Genomic DNA, 19,230 nt, shown 5'->3' with positions numbered 1-19,230 from the left:
TACAGATAAAAATAAATGAACTGATTATTGGTAGGCATACACTAACGAACCATCTTTTATTAAGTCAATCAGAGTGTTAGCATTCTGGTCCGGAACAGAAAAGCAACCCAAGCTGAATTTGCTATACATTCTTTTAGACGAATGGACTACAATATTTCTTTTTAAAGCATTCGAATTTTTGTCACTTTCTAGGCCGTTTAATTTTAATGAATAGCCCCACATTCCTTTATACGTTTGTAGAGTTACGTAACATCCTAATGAAGTTGCGTTGCTTCCTACATTATTACTAAAAGATTGAGGTTTTAATCCTGTTCCGGAGCCGGATCCATGATCAACATTAGTGGTCAGGAGTATTTTACGGTTTTTTAAATCAATAACGTAAAGTCGGGATTCCTCTATTGATTTTGAAAAATCAATTAGGGTTATGATGTTTTTATTTTTGGCTTTATATCCCCATTTTGTTTGTATCTCGTTTGCCTTTTTTACAATTTCGTCATTTTCTTGTGCCGTAATAAAATTAAAAGAGCATAAAAGAATTAATAGTAATGTCTTTTTCATAGAGTTCTTTTTAGCGTATTTCCTGTAATCTGAATAATTCAAGTGTGTCGTTTTACTACCAGTTTAGTTTTTTTAACCGTTTGATTATCAAATGTAAAACTATGAAAAAAGAATATTATTGTAAGTCGATTAAATTTTATATTTCAATGTTTTAAAATTTTTATTGTTGTAACTTAATCAATTGGCTTCTTCCTGAATTAATCTATATTTGCATTTTTAAAATCTGATAATCCAATTATCTAAAAATCTTATAATTTAAATGATTACAGTTAACGATATTTCGGTGCAATTTGGTGGCACTGCACTTTTTAGCGATGTTTCTTTTGCTATAAATGAAAATGATAAAATTGCCCTTATGGGTAAAAATGGAGCCGGAAAATCGACGCTTCTTAAAATTATTGCAGGTCAAAGCAAACCTTCGACAGGGAATATTTCGGCACCAAAAGATGCTGTTGTGGCCTATTTGCCTCAGCATTTATTATCTACGGACGGAGCAACGGTGATGGAAGAAACGTCAAAAGCGTTTGGTGAGATTTTCCATATGAAAGCAGAGATCGACGAAATCAATGAGCAATTGACGATTCGTACCGATTATGAAAGTGATGCTTACATGAAATTAATCGAAAGAGTTTCTGACTTAAGTGAGAAATTCTATGCGATAGAAGAAGTAAATTATGAAGCCGAAGTTGAAAAAATTCTAATCGGTTTGGGATTTGTTCGCGAAGATTTTAATCGTCAAACTTCAGAATTTTCCGGAGGGTGGAGAATGCGAATCGAATTGGCCAAAATCCTCTTGCAAAAACCAGACTTAATACTACTGGATGAGCCAACCAACCACATGGATATTGAAAGTATTCAATGGTTAGAGGATTTTTTGATTAATTCAGCCAAAGCTGTTGTTGTGATTTCTCACGATAAAGCTTTTGTAGATAATATTACGAATCGTACCATTGAAGTTACAATGGGACGTATTTATGATTATAAAGCCAAATATTCTCATTATTTAGAACTTAGAAAAGACAGACGTGTGCATCAGCAAAAAGCGTATGACGAGCAACAGCGCATGATTGCCGATAACAGGACTTTTATTGACCGTTTCAAGGGAACTTTTTCTAAAACGGATGCCGTTCAGTCTCGTGTTAAGATGTTAGAAAAGCTTGTTATAGTTCAGGTGGATGAGGTGGATACTTCTGCTTTAAAACTAAAATTTCCTCCTGCTGCCCGTTCCGGACAATATCCTGTGATTGTAAAAGATTTGTCAAAATCGTATGGCGATCATGTTGTTTTTTCGAATGCAAATATGGTGATTGAAAGAGGCGAAAAAGTAGCTTTCGTTGGGAAAAATGGGGAAGGAAAATCAACGATGATCAAAGCCATTATGAAAGAAATTGAAATAAATGGCGGTAGTTTAGAAATTGGACATAACGCGAAAATTGGTTATTTTGCCCAAAACCAAGCTTCGTTGTTAGACGAAAATGCCACTATTTTTGAAACCATTGATGATATTGCCGTGGGTGATGTTCGAACTAAAATCAAAGATATCCTGGGTGCTTTCATGTTTCAGGGTGATGATATTACCAAAAAAGTAAAAGTGCTTTCCGGTGGGGAAAAAACGCGTTTGGCGATGATAAAATTATTGTTGGAACCAGTCAATTTATTGATTCTCGATGAGCCTTCGAATCACTTGGATATGAAAACCAAAGACATTATCAAAGATGCTTTGCGCGATTTTGACGGAACCTTGATTTTAGTTTCTCACGACAGGGATTTCCTGGACGGGTTAGCGACAAAGGTTTTCGAATTTGGAAACAAAAGAGTGGTAGAACATTTTGAAGATATTGCCGGTTTCTTGGCTAATAAGAAAATGGAAAGCATGCGAGAGATAGAAAAATAATTCTGTTGGAATCTTTGTAAATCAAAAAGCGGCTGTATTTTTAGAATACAGCCGCTTTTTGTTAAAGTCTAATTCCCGGCGGAAGCAACTCTTTGTAAACAGGATTTTTTTTGAAAAACACTACTATTTTTGGAAGAATAGGAACCACTTTCAATTTTCGTTCAATCGCAATTTCCATTATGTTTTTCAGGAAATTAGAAATAAATTCTTCATCTTCGAACGTTTCCGGAACATTTATTTTGGTTAAAAATATCTTTTTTTCCTGAAAAGAATATTCAACAGAAACTAATCCTTGATCGACTAAAGTTTCAAATTGTCTTGAAAAAGTATTGTCTTTGATTTCCATAGTGCTTGCTGCATCCATAATAATTAACTCTGATTCATTGGTACCTCTACCAAAAGTATTTTTGATTTGGTACTGATCTTGATTTTAAATGCGTCAAAATCTGTAATTCCCATGGCATCTCTTGCCTTCAAAACGTTGTTGTTAACCTCTATTTCGCCTTCAATTAAAAATAAATAAACACCGTTTTTAGGAATTCGTACTTTGTAAGTAACGCTGGTATTGCTCTCGAATATTCCTAAATGGAAAAAGGTTTTCTGGTAAACCCAAAGTGCGTTGCCATCATTTTGATCATTTGGCGAAACAATGTTTACAAAGGTATTAATTTGATTCTCAATATCAAATGATTTCTGGTCGTATCTTGGTGGCACGTTTTCTAAGTCAGGAAAAATCCATAGTTGTAAAGTTTTTGCCTCTTCGCTCTGACTCGCATTCAGTTCAGAATGTTCCACTCCGGATCCCGCACTCATTACTTGGACTTCTCCAAAACGAATGACGCCTTCATTTCCCATACTGTCCTTGTGCGCTAAGCCGCCTTCGAGTGGAATGGTAATGATTTCCATATTGGCGTGACTATGAGTACCAAAACCTGTACCTCCAGCAATGGTGTCGTCATTTAAAACGCGTAACATTCCAAATTGTAAACGCTCAGGGTTAAAATAATTGCCGAACGAAAAAGAGAAATTGGCTTTAAGCCATCCAAAATCGGCCTTGCCTCTTGTATTTGATTCAAATAGTTGCGTTGTCATAAATTATTGATAATATAAAGTAAAAAGCGGATGGGGTTTGAATAAAAAAATTAATTTTATACAAAATTCGCTATAAAAAGACTAAATTTTGTTATAAAATCGTTAAAACAATTATGATTAAAATCCCCGTGTATCTAATGCCTGGTTTGGCGTCAAGTGCTGCTATTTTTGAGCGTATTGTACTTCCCGAAGACACATTTGAAATCCATTTGTTAGAGTGGGAGATTCCGCTGGACAATGAATCATTAACGCATTATGCCCAGAGAATTACAAAGAAAATAAAGCATAAAAATCCCGTTTTGATTGGTGTTTCTTTTGGTGGAATCTTAGTTCAGGAAATGGCAAAATATGTGGACGCACGCAAAGTTATCATTATTTCGAGTGTACGATGTAATTCTGAATTTCCTCGAAGACTAAAAATTGCTAAAACCACCAAAGCCTATAAACTCATTCCGATGAGTTTATTTGCAAATATCGAAAGTCTGGCTAAGTTTTCTTTTGGTGAAAAAGTAAATCAACGGCTCAAATTATATGAGAAATTCCTTTCCGTTAGGGATATTCGGTATTTAAATTGGGCTGTGGAGCAAGTGATTTTATGGGATAGAACCGTTGTTGATGAAAACGTAATTCACATTCACGGTGATGCGGATGATGTGTTTCCTATAAAATATATTAAGAATTGTATCGTTGTAAAAGGCGGGACGCACATCATGATTTTGAATAAATACAAATGGTTGAACGAAAATTTACCTTCGATTATATTGGGGGCAAAAATGAAGTAATCACACTTTAATAACGATATGAAAGGATAAAAATGAAAAAGATGAAATTAATTAATAAAGTAGCGGTAATAAGTACCGTAGTATTTGCGAGTGGCCTATTTGTTTTTGCTACAACAAATGATGCAAAACAAAAAAATATTGAAGATGGAATTGTTTCTAATTTTCCTGTGAAATTAGACTTTGCCGGTGAGGAAACACCATTAAAAATATCAGATGTAATGGAACGTTTTGATCGGGAATTGCTGGTGAATGTGAATTTACACGCGTCCACAATTTTAGCGATAAAAAGAGCCAATCGCGCTTTTCCGGTAATTGAGCCTATTTTGAAAAAGAATGGTATTCCGGACGATTTCAAATACTTGGCAGTAATTGAAAGCGGATTGGTGAATGCAGTTTCGCCAGCTGGAGCACGGGGAGTTTGGCAATTCATGCCGGATACAGCAAAGGAACGCGGAATGGAAGTGACTGAAAATGTAGATCAGCGCTATGACCTTGAAAAATCGACGGAAGCAGCTTGCAGTTATTTTTTGAGTGCCAAAGGAAAATTTGGAAGCTGGACTTTGGCGGCAGCCTCATACAATGGGGGAATGTCAGGTGTCAATAAACAAATTGGAATCCAAAAAGTGTCTGACTATTATGATTTGCTGCTTACGGAAGAAACGTCTCGCTATGTTTTTAGGATTTTAGCTTTGAAAGAGATCATGAAGAATCAGGTAAAATATGAGTTTAATATACTTCCGGGTGATTTGTATGAAATTTTGCCAACCAAGAAAATCGAAATTGACAGTTCGATTACAGATTTGGCGGCATTTGCAAAAGGACAAGGGATTAATTATAAGATTTTGAAAATACACAATCCTTGGCTCAGGGAAACCAAATTAATAAATGATACTGGTAAAAAATACCAAATTGAAATTCCTCTAAAAGGGTATTAATTATTTTTTAAACGATATCAGGCATTTAAGAAAATATAAGTGGAGTTATAAAATCGTTGACTTCAATGCTTAAACTATAAAAAAAGGGTCAAATGTGTTATCATTTGACCCTTTTTCTGTAGTTGTATAAATTATATTTTTTTCATCTGATCTTTCATCATTGTGATCTGATCTTTCAACATATTCTGTTTGTCTAATTTTTTAGCTTCATTCAATAGGGAAGTAGCTTCTAATTTTCTTCTGCGTGTCATGGCAACTCCGGCTAAGTTTAATTTGGCTACAGCCAAATCCATATCCATTGATAATCCTAACTCAATTGCTTTTCTGAAATATTTTTCCGCTTTGTTGATATTTGTTTGTGAAAGCATAATTCCGTGCAAGTAATTGAAATAGCCTTGTTGTTTTTGTACTAAAGCTGTTTCGGGGTTTTTGATGTACGCCAACCATTTTTGGGCACCTTCAAAATCTTGTTTTCTTAGTTTTAAGAAAGCCAATAAGATGAATTCGTTTTTGAAGTAAAGGAATATAGGAATTGCACTTAATAATATTAGGAAGATTCCATTACCGATATTGCTTTCTGTGAATTGCCAAATGCCAGTAGCGATGATAAGTCCGGCGATAATAAGTTTAATATTTCTGTGAAACATAGTGTGATTATTTTAAGATCACAAATATAGTAAAATGAAATGAAAATATTTTTACAAAACTACTTGTGAGGAAAAAAAGTCTTTGTATATTTGCACTCGGTTTTAGAATAACGGTTATTCAAAATAAGAAGACATATAAATAAGATTTTAAAGATACAAAGCAATGAGCAAAAGAACGTTTCAACCATCGAAAAGAAAAAGAAGAAATAAGCACGGATTTATGGACAGAATGGCTTCTGCGAATGGAAGAAAAGTTCTTGCTAGAAGAAGAGCTAAAGGAAGACATAAATTGACTGTTTCTTGCGAACCAAGACACAAAAAATAATGTTTGTATAAACATAAATAAGGCGTTACTTTTTTTAGTATCGCCTTTTTTTATACCTATTCGTTAAAAAATGTTTAAGATTTACAGTTAAAAGATTTGAGTTCAGTAATTTTAATCTTTTCAAAACAACAACTACACAACACAATATCACTATACAATGCCAAAAGATACATCCATAAAATCAGTTTTAATAATAGGTTCAGGTCCTATTGTTATTGGTCAAGCATGTGAATTTGATTATGCGGGATCACAATCTGCACGTTCTATTCGTGAAGAAGGAATTGAAGTTATTTTAATAAACTCCAATCCGGCAACGATTATGACCGATCCTTCAATGGCGGATCATATTTATTTATTGCCCTTAACGACAAAATCAATTATTCAAATTTTAAAGGAACATCCTCAGATTGATGCAGTTTTACCTACGATGGGAGGGCAAACGGCTTTAAATCTTTGTTTAGAAGCCGATGAAAAAGGGATTTGGCAGGATTTTGGCGTAAAATTAATTGGTGTTGATGTAAACGCTATCAATATTACCGAAGACAGAGAACAGTTCAAACAATTGCTTAAAAAAATAGGTGTGCCATCTGCTCCGGCAGAAATATGTACGTCTTATCTGAGAGGAAAAGAAATTGCTCAGGAATTTGGTTTCCCATTAGTAATTCGTCCGTCCTTTACTTTAGGCGGAACAGGAGCAGCTATCGTTTATAAAAAAGAAGACTTTAATGAACTCTTAACTAGAGGTTTAGAAGCTTCTCCTATTCACGAAGTCTTGATTGATAAGGCTTTGATGGGTTGGAAAGAATATGAATTGGAGCTTTTGAGAGATAAAAATGACAATGTTGTTATTATTTGTTCGATCGAAAATATGGATCCAATGGGAATTCACACCGGAGATTCCATCACTGTTGCGCCAGCAATGACTTTGTCTGACACGACTTTTCAAAGAATGCGTGACTATGCAATATTGATGATGCGTAGCATCGGAAATTTTGCTGGAGGTTGTAACGTGCAGTTTGCCGTTTCGCCCGACGATAAAGAAGACATTGTAGCGATTGAAATCAATCCTCGTGTTTCTCGTTCTTCTGCTTTGGCATCAAAAGCAACGGGTTATCCAATTGCAAAAATTGCTTCCAAACTAGCTTTGGGGTACAACTTAGATGAACTGCAAAATCAAATTACTAAATCGACTTCGGCATTATTCGAACCAACTTTGGATTATGTGATTGTAAAAATTCCTCGTTGGAACTTTGATAAATTCGAAGGAGCTGACCGAACTTTGGGGCTTCAAATGAAATCAGTAGGTGAGGTTATGGGAATTGGACGTTCGTTCCAAGAAGCCTTGCACAAAGCAACGCAATCCTTGGAAATCAAAAGAAATGGTTTGGGTGCTGACGGAAAAGGATACACGAACTACGAACAGATTATCGAGAAACTGACTTTTGCGAGTTGGGATCGTGTTTTTGTGATTTACGATGCTATCGCGCTGGGAATTCCATTGAGTCGTATTCATGAAATCACTAAAATTGATATGTGGTTCTTAAAACAATATGAAGAGCTTTATACGTTAGAAAAAGAAATTTCAAATTATAAAGTTGATTCTTTGCCAAGAGAATTGTTATTGGAAGCGAAACAAAAAGGTTTTGCCGACAGACAAATCGCGCACATGGTAGGTTGTTTAGAAAGCCAAGTGCATACGTTGCGAACTACAATGAACATCAATCGTGTGTTTAAATTAGTAGATACTTGTGCGGCGGAGTTCAAAGCAAAAACGCCTTATTACTATTCAACTTTTGAAGCCGAAATAGAAAAAGCGGACGGTACTCGTTACGTGGACAACGAAAGTACTGTTACTGATAAAAAGAAAATAATTGTTCTTGGGTCTGGCCCAAATAGAATTGGACAAGGAATCGAATTTGATTACTCTTGCGTTCACGGTGTGCTTGCTGCCAAAGAATGTGGCTATGAAACCATCATGATTAACTGTAATCCGGAAACGGTTTCGACTGATTTTGATACAGCCGATAAATTGTATTTTGAACCCGTTTTCTGGGAACATATCTACGATATTATCCAACATGAAAAACCAGAAGGCGTAATCGTTCAATTAGGTGGTCAAACGGCTTTGAAATTGGCCGAAAAACTATCTAAATACGGTATTAAAATAATAGGAACGAGCTTTGATGCTTTGGATTTAGCCGAAGACAGAGGACGTTTCTCAGAATTGTTAACCGATTTAAAAATTCCTTTTCCACAATTTGGAATTGCAGAAACTGCTGACGAAGCTTCTGCTCTAGCAGATGTTTTGGACTTTCCATTATTGATTCGTCCCTCGTATGTGTTGGGTGGTCAGGGAATGAAAATTGTAATCAACAAACAAGAATTAGAAGAGCACGTTATCAATTTATTGAAAACGATTCCAGGAAATAAATTGCTTTTAGACCATTATTTGGATGGCGCAATAGAAGCAGAGGCCGATGCAATTTGCGATGGCGAAAATGTGTACATCATAGGAATTATGGAGCACATCGAACCTTGCGGAGTACACTCTGGAGATAGTAACGCCACTTTGCCGCCGTTTAACTTGGGGGAATTTGTAATGCAACAAATAAAAGACCATACCAAGAATATTGCGTTGGCTTTGAGAACGGTTGGTTTAATTAATATACAGTTTGCGATAAAAGATGATATCGTTTACATCATTGAAGCCAATCCTAGAGCGTCTCGTACGGTTCCATTTATTGCAAAAGCTTACGGAGAGCCGTATGTGAACTATGCGACTAAAGTAATGTTAGGTCACAATAAAGTAACCGACTTTACTTTCAACCCACAGTTGAAAGGATATGCTATCAAGCAACCGGTTTTCTCTTTCAGTAAATTCCATAATGTGAACAAAGCATTAGGACCGGAAATGAAATCAACAGGGGAAAGCATCTTGTTTATTGATGACTTGAAAGACGATCAGTTCTATGAATTGTATTCGAGAAGAAAAATGTATTTGAGTAAATAAAAACTTGAATTTTGTTATATGTAAAAAGCCCCGTTTGGGGCTTTTTTTGTGGAATTTGCTGAAAGGTAAAATAGTGCGGATGCTTTTATTGTGCCACGCAACCAAGTCTAGCTTTGGACAGCTTTTTTTTTGAAAGCTTTTTCGTAAATTTTACGCACTTGTTTCATAGATTAAAATTAAGATTATTTCTTAACTTTCTATGATGGCTAAGTTAGCATGTTCACTTTAAAATTTTCCTTCTTTCGATACTATATATTTTCTTAAATCAGAGGTCAGAATATCATTTAATTCTTTTTGATTATTAGCTGTACTTTCAATAAAAGCAAATCCAAAAACAGGATATTTATTTATATCTAATTCTCTAATTAATACTGGTTTTTCAAAATCTTTAGCAAGATCTGAATAGTTAAATCTTAAAATATCCGAAGGGATTATTCCTGAATTATTATCCAAAACAATGACACTAAATGTTTTATTCTCTTTTCCTTTAAATATAGTATCCCAGTCTGGTTTTTTGTTTTCACAAAAGCATTTGTATTCATTAAATCCTAAAGTTACTCCTAGAAGGTCGGCCGTGGTGCAAAATCCACCAAAGCGTAAAGGGTTTACTTCGATGGGGATTATTTTTCCATTTTCATCTATGCGGACTTCTGCATGAGCCGGGAAATTTTTTAAATGTAACTCTTTACCAATTTTACTTAAAAAACATTCAAGATCAATTTTATACTTTTCAATGATTGCTTTGGATGTTAAATAAACCCGATCACTTGTGTCTGTTCCGGATGAAAAGAGGTGGTGTAAAACGTTTAACAAAACAGCATCTCCATTATTGTCGTAATAATAATCGATTGCATATTCTTCTCCACGAATAAATTCTTCAATAATAAAATTACTTGTGTTTAATACATTTTCAGGAAATATACTTTTAAGTTTATCCGGTTGTAACTCACTTTTAGCTTTTATCCAGTCTTTCTCATTTTCTACTATATGAACTCCTATGCTAAAGAAACCAACAGCAGGTTTAATTACAAAAGGGAACCGAATTTCATCATCGGACAATCGTTGGATTTCTTCAATACTTATTTGCTTAAAATAAAAGTCGGGAAATAACTCTTTTATAAGTTCTCTAAACTTTACTTTATTTTTTAAAACTTGTAATTGACTTGATAATTCACTTTCTCCATAATTTTGATCGATCCAAGCTAATGCGTTCTCTGAATTGCTATAAAGAGAAATTTCTGGATTATTTTTTAGTAAAGCGATTGCTTCCTCTTCGGCTATCCACGCCAAAGAATCATCTTTTACCAATTCTTTTGCTACTTTGGTTGCGATTATTTTATAATTATTATCTTTTATTGTTTTGATAAGAAAATCGGAAACAAATGGCTTGTCTATTAAGAACATAATAGTTAGTTATTTTTTACTTTTTATTTCAATAGTTAAAGCAGGACGTTTGGCACTTTCAGCAACTCTCCATCCGGTTTCATAAATCCACTTTGTCATCTTAGTAAGTTTTACGTAGTCAATTTTATCTGGGCTATCGAAGGGGGTATGGTAGTCAGGGTGTAATAAGGTGGTGAAAAATATTGCTGGAACATTAGCTTGAGCATAGGGAAGATGATCGCTTCGGAAGTACCAATTTTCTGGGTGATCTGCAGCATCCCAAGAAGTATCTACTTTGAAGTTGGCAATACTTTTATTAGCTGCTAAAGTGATAGCTACAAGGTCAGAAGAATTAAGATGAGGTTCTGTTACGCCTAATAGCGCCGCAGAATCAGATGCATTGCGTCCTATCATATCGCCATTTAAAACAGCAACTATGGAGGGCAGTTTAACGGTGGGATGGCTAACAAAATAGCGAGAACCCAATAAACCTCTTTCCTCAGATCCGTGCCACACAAATAAAGCCGATCGCTTAGCGGGTTGTGTACTCCACGCATTCCCTATTGCAAGCATCGCTACCGTTACTGATGCATTATCATCAGCACCGTTCCAGATAGGATCACCGTTAACAGCAGGTCCTACTCCGTCATGGTCCTGGTGACCGCTGAATAAAACATATTCCTCTTTCAGTTTAGGATCAGTTCCATCAACCTTTGCAACAACATTAATAGAAGGATAGTCAAAATTCTCTACCTTCAAATTAGTTTTTAAATAAGCGCCTTGTTTAGAAAATATATTTTTTAACTGTTTACTTGCCAACATAATTGGTACCGTAGCTGCAGTAGAGGATTCGGCACCTTCAATTCCATAACTTCCTTCTTGATAATGAAATCCCGTAAACGAAATAAGTGATTCTACAGTATCATCAGCAACAAAAATGATAGCAGTAACACCGCGGCTGAGGAGTTCTTTTCCCTGCTGATTCATGGCAGAAGCGGTATAACGATATTGCCAGAGGCTCACCCAGTCTTGAATAACGGGGGTTGGAGGCATAATATTCATAGCTACAATTTTGCCTTTCAGATCGACAGTATTATCCGGTATTTTGTCTAACCAAACTACGGAGCCTTCTAGGACAGTGTCAACCAAATTAGTTGGCCAAATCTCTTTCCAAAGATCAAGTGCTTTACCATTTACACTAACAGCACTACTATTGGCCACACGGCTGCGTTTCAGATTAAAGAACTGGAAGTAGGTTCCATCTTCGCCTGCTGGTTTAAGGCCAGCTTCACGGGCCTTTTGAGCCACCCAAACAGAAGCTCGCATTTCGCCAAGTTCTCCTCCTCTTCGTCCCCGAAAGGCGTCACCCGCCAGTTCATATAAATCATCTTTTAGATTTTGCTGCTTAATTTTATCTAATTGTGGTGCTGTGCTTTGCGCAAAAAGCGAAGTGGAAATAAATAATATTAAAAGAAGAATTTGTTTGGATTTCATAAGGTTTATTTTTAAAAATTGAAAAGTTTAAAATCGTAAAGGATCTGCAAGTAATGGCAGCCTGTCTGTAATCACTGTTGAATAGCCTAGCCTTTCCAAATGTATAGATAATGTTTTATTACAAATCATCAAAATGACTTTTTATTTGCTGAATGCTTTTGGTACTTCATTGGCTGTGAGTTTTTCTACTATTGCGCTCTAATAATTCCCGAATATAACGTAAATCCGTTTCGTTTACTAAGAAATGTGTCGCATAACGATTCTATTTGGGACTTTATTTTGTATCCTGGTTTCTTAACCGTTTATTAGGAGCATTAAGGTCGTCGCTCATATCTAAACCTTCTCTTGTTAGTAATAAATTTAATTCAGGATTCATTTGTTTGATTTCATGTTTCGATTACGCAAAACAGCAAGAGTTTTATTGTTGGTGCTATAGACGCAACGAAGTCTAGCTTTTGGCAGTAGTCGGTTTATATAATGCTAAATAAATATTCCTCAGCTGTCATAATTGGAATTGTAGAATGCTTAAAGTATTTTCCGTTTCTAGTTATAATTATTGAGCAGTTAGATTGTAAAGCAGTAAAATATTGGACAGCATCTGGAAAATTTTTAAAACTCGAATTTAACGCTTTGTCTATTGTTCTGGGCACAGTTTACAAAACTGCGCTAACGATTGTGTGATATAAGCGGTATCGGGGTTGCGCAAATAATTTAAGCGATTTTTAATACAAAAAATGTAAGCAATCAAAAAGAAGGTTGTTAGAGAGTTTGAGTTCCAGCTGCTTTGAGATGGTGGGAAATTCGTAACCTTTCAATTTTCGGCTTTGCAGAAGAGTTGATGCGAAACGGTAATTCCAATAAATCACACACTAGGTCAAAACCGCTGTTGGTGACTGGTTTTTTTATTTAGGTTGGTTTTTAAGTAAATTAAAAGCTACAAAGTATAATCCCAATAACACAAAAGGAATACTCAATATTTGCCCCATATTTAAACTCATTCCTTTTTCAAATTCTACTTGATTTATTTTTAGAAATTCTATTAAAATTCTCATTACAAATATTAAAGTTATTGTTAAACCAAACAAAAAACCATTTCCTAACTTTATGTTTTTAGTGTTGTAAATAGTGAAAACGATAATAAAAATCATTAAATATGAAATTGCTTCATAAAGTTGAGCTGGATGCCTTGGTATATTGTCAACACGTTTAAAAATAAATGCCCATGGCATTGAAGTCGGATTGCCAATCATTTCAGAGTTCATTAAATTTGCAAGTCTTATAAATGTTGCTCCAAGTGGCGCAACAATTGCAATCAAGTCCAGTGTTTTAAGATAGCTTATTTCATATTTTTTTGAATATAGATAGAGTGAAATAATTAATCCAACTGTACCTCCGTGACTTGCTAAACCTGCAAAGCCAATAAATTTGTATTCTCCGTTTAGAGTTTTCTTAATAGGTAAAATAATTTCTAATAAGTTTTTTGAATAATAATCAAAGTCGTAAAATAAACAATGTCCTAATCTCGCTCCGACAAAAATTCCAATTATTCCATAAACAAACAATGCTTCGTGTGCACTATCTTTTAAGTTTTCTCTTTTAAAAATTCTTTTTAGGATGTACATACATAAAACCAAACCACAAGCAAATAAAAGTCCGTAATATTTTAATGGAAAACCGTAAATGTTTATTATTTCAGAGTCAAAATCCCAATTTATGTACAATGCAATCATATTTTTTTATTAATTTCTATTTTTTGCGATATTTTGGTAAACTTGCCACCAAATAGTATATAGTAATGACGACATCAGACTTATCATCCCTAAATTGGATGGCTTTGTCGAATAAACGTCAGATTTTATTTATTTTCAAATGTAAACAAATTTCTAACTCCCTTATTTTTATGTAATATTTTTTTAAAAAAAATAGATTTAAAAAAGTCCCATTACCGGGACTTTTAAATATGAAAACTTATAATTATTATTTCTTCAATTTCTCCTTGAAAAAATCAATGGTTCTTATCCACGACAAAGTTGCGGCTTTTTCATGGTATCTGGGTTTATATATAAAAAAAGCCCCGTGTAGGGCTTTTTTTATAAGATTGTATTTAGTTTTAGTAGATTATCATTATCGATCAAAGTCGGAGACATTTGCCCAGCGTAAACCAAGTAGCACTTCGGAGAGCGAGAGTCAAAGTCGGAGGCATTTGGCCAGCATAGTTCAAGTAGCACTTTGGAGAGCGGGTAGAATCAATTATGTAGTTTTTGATTGTAAGAGTGAATTTGTTATCATGCAATAAGTGCTAATATTTAAAAATCTATTTACCAAATATGAAACAGTAATTTGTCACTAATATTTAAGCATAAAAATGTGCATTTATTACTGAGGTTTTCGATAGTTTTCGGAAATAGGTTAGTGATGGGGCTACTTATTTTAAGACGGGATAATTTCAATAAATAAAGCCAGTACATCTGCACTGGCTTTATTTGAATACTTTTTTTTACTTAATTGGTAATTGTTATAATACCTGTCATTGAGGAATGAAACTCACAGATGTAATATAATGTGTTTGGTGCATCACTGGGTACAGTAAAAGATATGACACCACTCGAAGCACCATTATTAGTAACACCGTTGTTGTAAGCGCTTGCACTGCCGGTCGTTTGGACGGTCTTTATTAAGAAAGGATGTCCTGGTGTATTCATAGTAAAACTATACGTTTTACCTCTTTGCAAAGTCAAATTTGGATTACTTCCATTCGTCAACCCTCCACCATTAAATACGTAAGATGAAGAACCTGAATTGGTTATGTTGTAATTTACAATATTCGAATTTACTGCATTAGCTCCAATGTTGCCCTGAGCAATTATGGTTGTTAGATTACTAGCGCTTTGATGAACATTTATGTATCCATTAAAATTTAGAAGCTCCTCATAGGTAATGGTGGTTCCATTATTGAGTTTACTCACACTGGTCTCACTCTTTCCAGTAGCACCGATGATCGATGTAAGGTCGATAGCTATAGCTCCTCCCTGAGCCGCAGTATTTAGATGGATGTGTGCGGGAGAACTAACTCCAGCAGTTGTGCCAGTCAAGGAAATACTTACTAAAGTTTCACCACTCACCCTTTTTGTAAATTTTGCTGTGCCGCTTATGGCGTTGTTAGAAACAGCATTTAGCGTGTAGGTTTTACTGGTATTAGTAAGTTCGTTCTTACCAATATCACCTTGTGCGATTAATGTTGATAAAGCGGTAGCACTTTCATGAACATTTATATATCCATTAAAATTCAAAAGCTCATCATAAGTTATGGCAGCTCCAGTATTAAGTTTGTTTACACTAGTATCACTTTTTCCGGTCGATCCAGTTACTGATGTAAGATCTACTACCACACCGCCCGTTTGAGCGACAGTGTTAACGTGAATATGTGCAATAGAACTAACTCCTGGAGTTGTTCCCGTTAGCGCAATACTTACCAAAGCTTTACCGCTTACCCTTTTGGTAAATTTCGCTGTACCACTTATGGCACTATTAGAAACGGCACTTAAGGTATACGTTTTGCTGGTACTTGTGAGTTCATTAATACCAATGTCGCCTTGCGCTATCAATGTTGCAAGATCGGTTCCGCTAAGGTGGGTATTAACATAACCATCTAAAGTAATTAACTGCTCGTAAGTGACGGGCGAGCCATTATTCAAAGCTGTAACAACCGTTTCACTTTTGCCGGTACTTCCAGTAACAGAAGTTAGGTCGAGTAAAATGGCTCCACTTTCTGCTGCTGTACCAGCATGGATGTGTGCTGGATGACTTCCACTAGCATTTGTGCCGCTTAATTGAACAGTAATAAGCGTAGCATTATCATTTCTTTTCGAAAACGTAACGGTTCCGCTGATAGCAGGGTTTGATTTAGTGTACAAGTTGAATTGTTTAGATTCCCCAGTGAGTTGTGGTGAAGTGTCGTCATCACTACATCCAATAAAAAAAGTTGTGCTAACTACTAGAAAACACAATAAGGAAAATAATTTGCTAAAATTTTTCATAGTCTTTTTGTTTAGTTTTTTTATGTAAAGATTAAACAAAAATAATTATAATTGTTTCTTAATATTTGTAAATTTGTGATTTATTTAACATAATAATAATAATAATAATAATAAGTCATGATTTATTTAACTGAATTTGGAATGGCTTCCAAATTAGAATTTGGTGCTTGTTCAAAACTTCAAAAAAGGTATCGTTTTTAATCCTTCTGGAACTAACGTCCAGAAACATTAAATTCGGCCTGTTGTACCTTCGACTTGCCTCGAAGAGATTCGCGGGGCTTTTTGGAGTTATAATCCTGTTCCATGATTCTGCCGTTTCGCTGAACCGGTCTATGTAATCAAAGATGAACTCATTTTAGACCCACTGCTGTAACGGCCTAAGAAACGTTTTATGCAGTCGTTTTGGGTGGGATTCCCCAAATGGATATAATAGAAACCGATGCGATGCACCTCGCTTTAGCCTCTGGTTATTTTAGCAATGAACTCAGGCCCTTTGCTCATCTTTATCTTCATGGACTTTGCCCACTTGTTAAAAGATAGTTCAATTTACTTAATGTTTTCTTCGCAAATAATTAAAATTAATTCCAAAAAAAAGCCCCGATCAAGGGACTTTAAAAAATAAAATTATTTTTTCAATTTCTCCTTGAAAAAATCTATCGTTCTTGTCCACGATAAAGTTGCGGCTTTTTCATCGTATCTGGGAGTCGTATTGTTATGAAAACCATGATTCACACCTTCATAGAAATAAGCGACATGTTCTACTTTGTTTTTTTTAAGGATGGCTTCGTAAGCGGGCCAACCTTCATTTACCCGGGTGTCTAAACCGGCATAGTGCACCATGATTGGCGTTTTTATTTTTTCAGCTTCTGCTGCAGTGGGCTGTCCTCCGTAATACGGAACTGCGGCACATAATTTTGGTATTTTGACCGCCATCATATTGGCAATCCAGCCGCCAAAACAAAATCCTACCACACCTATATGTCCATTACAATCTTTGTGCGATTTTAGGTATTTGTAAGCTGCAATGAAATCTTCGAGCATTTCTTCACGGGTCCGTTTTTTTTGTAATTCCCTTCCTGCATCATCATTTCCGGGGTAACCGCCCAGAGGCGATAATGCATCCGGTGCTAAAGTAATGAAGCCTTCCACAGCGGCTCTTCGTCCTACATCTTCAATATACGGATTCAGTCCGCGGTTTTCATGTACGACAATGATTCCCGGTAGTTTCTTTTTGGTTGCGGTAGGTTGCGATAAAAGTCCTTTGATCGTTCCACCGCCTTTAGGAGAATCGTAAGTTATAAATTCTGATTGTAGTCTTGGATCGTCTGGCTTGATTAAGATAGAATCCACGTAATTGGGCGTCATAAAACTCAGAAGTGACGGAAGCGTGAGTGTTCCTACCGCAAAAAGGGAAAGTTTCTCGACAAATTGTCTTCTTTCAATTTTATTGTGGGCATAGTCGTCGTATAAGTCAAATATTTCCTGACTGATATCTTTTTTGGTTATTTCTTTCATAGCATTTTTTTTGATTCAACTAAATTAGGAAAAAAAGTGATTGTTTTACAGGACAGTAATTTCATTTTTTAGAGCAATCAGTTACAACAAGGCAAAATGGAATTCTAATTGCTTTGTGGTATATTTTTTTATAACCACAAAGAGAGGTCGCAAGATTGGCGTTTTGGTAATACAATAAATGCATGTTTTAAGGACGCTGATAATTTGGATTTACGCAAATTTTATAGTTTATTTTTCAAAAAAACAACCAGCAATTCCTGTACTTAACCGGCTTCTTCAAAAGGATGGTTGGCATTGGAAACTACAGTTAATTGTTTTATTGATTTCAGTTTTTTTAAGCCATTTTGTTCATCATGATTACCGTAGTGTCAAGACTTCCTACAATAAATGTAGTGGGAGCAGTAAAGAGCGGCAATTCGGTTATGACTAAATCCAGACGCCCGCCATCGGAAACCACAGCTTTAATTTTTTCGTTGGAATGTGTTGTTGTACGGAATGCAGATGTGGCTTTTGTACGTGCCCCAAAAAAACGATGGTAAGTTTGCTGGTTTTGTCTTATTGCAGTATCGATTGTGTCGTTTCAATCAAAGAGTCATTCAGAAAATCAATATGAAAGTGATTTTTGTGCATTTCATTTTCTTCTTCGTTGAGTAAATCAAAAAGGACACTGCCCATGTTTTATTGCTAAATAAGTTCTGCTACCATTCTATTTCGGGGTTGGGTACGTTGCTGCCTCTTTCGTAAGGGAACAAATCGATTCCGGTCGCAATTTCCAGTCGTATCAAATCTCCTTTTTATGTCACTCTGGATAAAGCAATATCCAAATCTAATTTTTCCATGATTTCTAATTTTAATTATGTTACAAACTGTAAGATCGCCTTACTCAGTTGTTGTACCTAAGCGCAGCATTTGAATCACTTCTTCATCTTCCACCTGGTTAAACTCTTCATAAAAACTACCAACTCCCCTAAAATATTTAGAAGCAGTCAAATAAATTAACTCATCAGCATTTTTTTCAAATACGGGCACAGTATCATAGGGTATTACTGGAACAGCAACGATTATTTTCGAAGGATTTTTTTTTCGCAACATGGTGATACAGGAGAGTAGCGTATTTCCTGTCGCAATACCATCATCTACTAAAATCACGTTTTTATTTTCGAGATCAAGCGGTTTTCTGTTGCCCATGTAGCGTCCATATTTTTCATCCAGTTGTTGTCGGAGTCTAATAATTTCATCGTCGATAAACTTTTTAGGGACGTCTGAATGCTCATCAAGAATCATGGAGTCCATGGAAACAGCCCCGATCGCAAATTCTTTATTAGAAGGATGACCAATTTTTTTTGCAAGTACAATATCCAGAGGAAGATGTAAGGTTTTTGAAATTACGATTCCCACAGGAACGCCACCTCTGGGAACGGCAAGAATTACGCTATTTGTATCTTGGTATTTTTTTAATTTTTCAGAAAGCAATAATCCAGCCTCAATTCTATCTTTTAGTAGCTCGTTATTCATTCTATTTAGTTTTTAATAATTATTATAAATAATAAATATAAAG

The 19,230-nt window shown here is 35.3% G+C and carries 16 protein-coding genes; 6 read left to right on the top strand and 10 right to left on the bottom strand.

From position 1 onward, the window contains the following. Positions 1-24 precede the first annotated feature (24 nt). On the bottom strand, positions 25-558 hold the full coding sequence (locus ACP7AQ_RS09790; RefSeq protein ID WP_426095338.1) for a murein L,D-transpeptidase catalytic domain family protein: 534 nt from the start codon (positions 556-558) through the stop codon (positions 25-27). Between the two features lie 259 nt (positions 559-817). Between ACP7AQ_RS09790 and ACP7AQ_RS09785 the strand changes: the two genes are divergently transcribed. Next, entirely contained in the window at positions 818-2,452 is a 1,635-nt protein-coding gene (locus ACP7AQ_RS09785) for an ABC-F family ATP-binding cassette domain-containing protein (protein WP_426095337.1), read from the top strand. Between the two features lie 61 nt (positions 2,453-2,513). On the opposite strand, the gene ACP7AQ_RS09780 is transcribed toward ACP7AQ_RS09785, so the two are convergent. Both ACP7AQ_RS09780 and ACP7AQ_RS09775 read right to left on the bottom strand, forming a co-directional pair. Beyond that, entirely contained in the window at positions 2,514-2,798 is a 285-nt protein-coding gene (locus ACP7AQ_RS09780; RefSeq protein WP_091206953.1) for a GNAT family N-acetyltransferase, read from the bottom strand. Between the two features lie 23 nt (positions 2,799-2,821). Beyond that, a complete protein-coding gene (locus ACP7AQ_RS09775; protein WP_426095336.1) occupies positions 2,822-3,544 on the bottom strand; it encodes a pirin family protein in 723 nt (240 codons plus the stop codon). A gap of 113 nt (positions 3,545-3,657) precedes the next feature. On the opposite strand from ACP7AQ_RS09775, the gene ACP7AQ_RS09770 reads away from it, so the two are divergent. Continuing rightward, the gene (locus tag ACP7AQ_RS09770) at positions 3,658-4,326 is read left to right on the top strand and encodes an alpha/beta fold hydrolase (protein WP_426092608.1); all 669 of its coding nucleotides are present in this window, start codon (positions 3,658-3,660) and stop codon (positions 4,324-4,326) included. 41 nt (positions 4,327-4,367) lie between these two features. Further along, complete coding sequence (locus ACP7AQ_RS09765) at positions 4,368-5,261, top strand: lytic transglycosylase domain-containing protein (RefSeq protein WP_426095335.1); 894 nt, start codon at positions 4,368-4,370, stop codon at positions 5,259-5,261. 131 nt (positions 5,262-5,392) lie between these two features. On the opposite strand, the gene ACP7AQ_RS09760 is transcribed toward ACP7AQ_RS09765, so the two are convergent. Continuing rightward, positions 5,393-5,908, bottom strand: coding sequence for a DUF2892 domain-containing protein (locus tag ACP7AQ_RS09760; RefSeq protein WP_426063542.1), 516 nt, complete (start codon positions 5,906-5,908; stop codon positions 5,393-5,395). A gap of 163 nt (positions 5,909-6,071) precedes the next feature. Between ACP7AQ_RS09760 and rpmH the strand changes: the two genes are divergently transcribed. Beyond that, positions 6,072-6,233 (top strand): 50S ribosomal protein L34, encoded by a 162-nt coding sequence (gene rpmH, locus ACP7AQ_RS09755; RefSeq protein WP_007136275.1) that lies wholly within the window; start codon positions 6,072-6,074, stop codon positions 6,231-6,233. Between the two features lie 157 nt (positions 6,234-6,390). Then, complete coding sequence (gene carB, locus ACP7AQ_RS09750; RefSeq protein ID WP_426095334.1) at positions 6,391-9,243, top strand: carbamoyl-phosphate synthase large subunit; 2,853 nt, start codon at positions 6,391-6,393, stop codon at positions 9,241-9,243. Positions 9,244-9,468: 225 nt separating this feature from the next. On the opposite strand, the gene ACP7AQ_RS09745 is transcribed toward carB, so the two are convergent. From ACP7AQ_RS09745 to ACP7AQ_RS09725, 5 genes are all read right to left on the bottom strand, one after another. After that, entirely contained in the window at positions 9,469-10,551 is a 1,083-nt protein-coding gene (locus ACP7AQ_RS09745; protein WP_426095333.1) for an ATP-grasp domain-containing protein, read from the bottom strand. 105 nt (positions 10,552-10,656) lie between these two features. Next, positions 10,657-12,120 (bottom strand): M28 family peptidase, encoded by a 1,464-nt coding sequence (locus ACP7AQ_RS09740; RefSeq protein WP_426095332.1) that lies wholly within the window; start codon positions 12,118-12,120, stop codon positions 10,657-10,659. A 902-nt stretch (positions 12,121-13,022) separates the two neighbouring features. Then, positions 13,023-13,850, bottom strand: a complete 828-nt coding sequence (gene lgt, locus ACP7AQ_RS09735; protein ID WP_426095331.1) for a prolipoprotein diacylglyceryl transferase — start codon at positions 13,848-13,850, stop codon at positions 13,023-13,025. A 771-nt stretch (positions 13,851-14,621) separates the two neighbouring features. Then, positions 14,622-16,157, bottom strand: a complete 1,536-nt coding sequence (locus ACP7AQ_RS09730; RefSeq protein WP_426095330.1) for a CHRD domain-containing protein — start codon at positions 16,155-16,157, stop codon at positions 14,622-14,624. A 624-nt stretch (positions 16,158-16,781) separates the two neighbouring features. Continuing rightward, complete coding sequence (locus tag ACP7AQ_RS09725) at positions 16,782-17,672, bottom strand: dienelactone hydrolase family protein (protein ID WP_426095329.1); 891 nt, start codon at positions 17,670-17,672, stop codon at positions 16,782-16,784. A 353-nt stretch (positions 17,673-18,025) separates the two neighbouring features. On the opposite strand from ACP7AQ_RS09725, the gene ACP7AQ_RS09720 reads away from it, so the two are divergent. Then, positions 18,026-18,211 carry a hypothetical protein gene (locus tag ACP7AQ_RS09720; protein WP_426095328.1) on the top strand — a complete coding sequence of 62 codons (186 nt, stop codon included), beginning with the start codon at positions 18,026-18,028 and terminating at the stop codon, positions 18,209-18,211. 340 nt (positions 18,212-18,551) lie between these two features. Here the strand turns inward: ACP7AQ_RS09720 and ACP7AQ_RS09715 are convergent, their stop codons facing one another. Then, positions 18,552-19,187: a phosphoribosyltransferase gene (locus ACP7AQ_RS09715; RefSeq protein ID WP_426095327.1), complete on the bottom strand. Its 636-nt coding sequence runs from the start codon at positions 19,185-19,187 to the stop codon at positions 18,552-18,554. Between the last annotated feature and the right edge of the window lie 43 nt (positions 19,188-19,230).

The organism is Flavobacterium sp. DSR2-3-3 (assembly GCF_049896585.1).
Taxonomy (GTDB): Bacteria; Bacteroidota; Bacteroidia; order Flavobacteriales; family Flavobacteriaceae; genus Flavobacterium.
The sequence above is the reverse complement of the archived record's forward strand: the minus strand, read 5'-3'. Positions and strand labels throughout refer to the sequence as shown.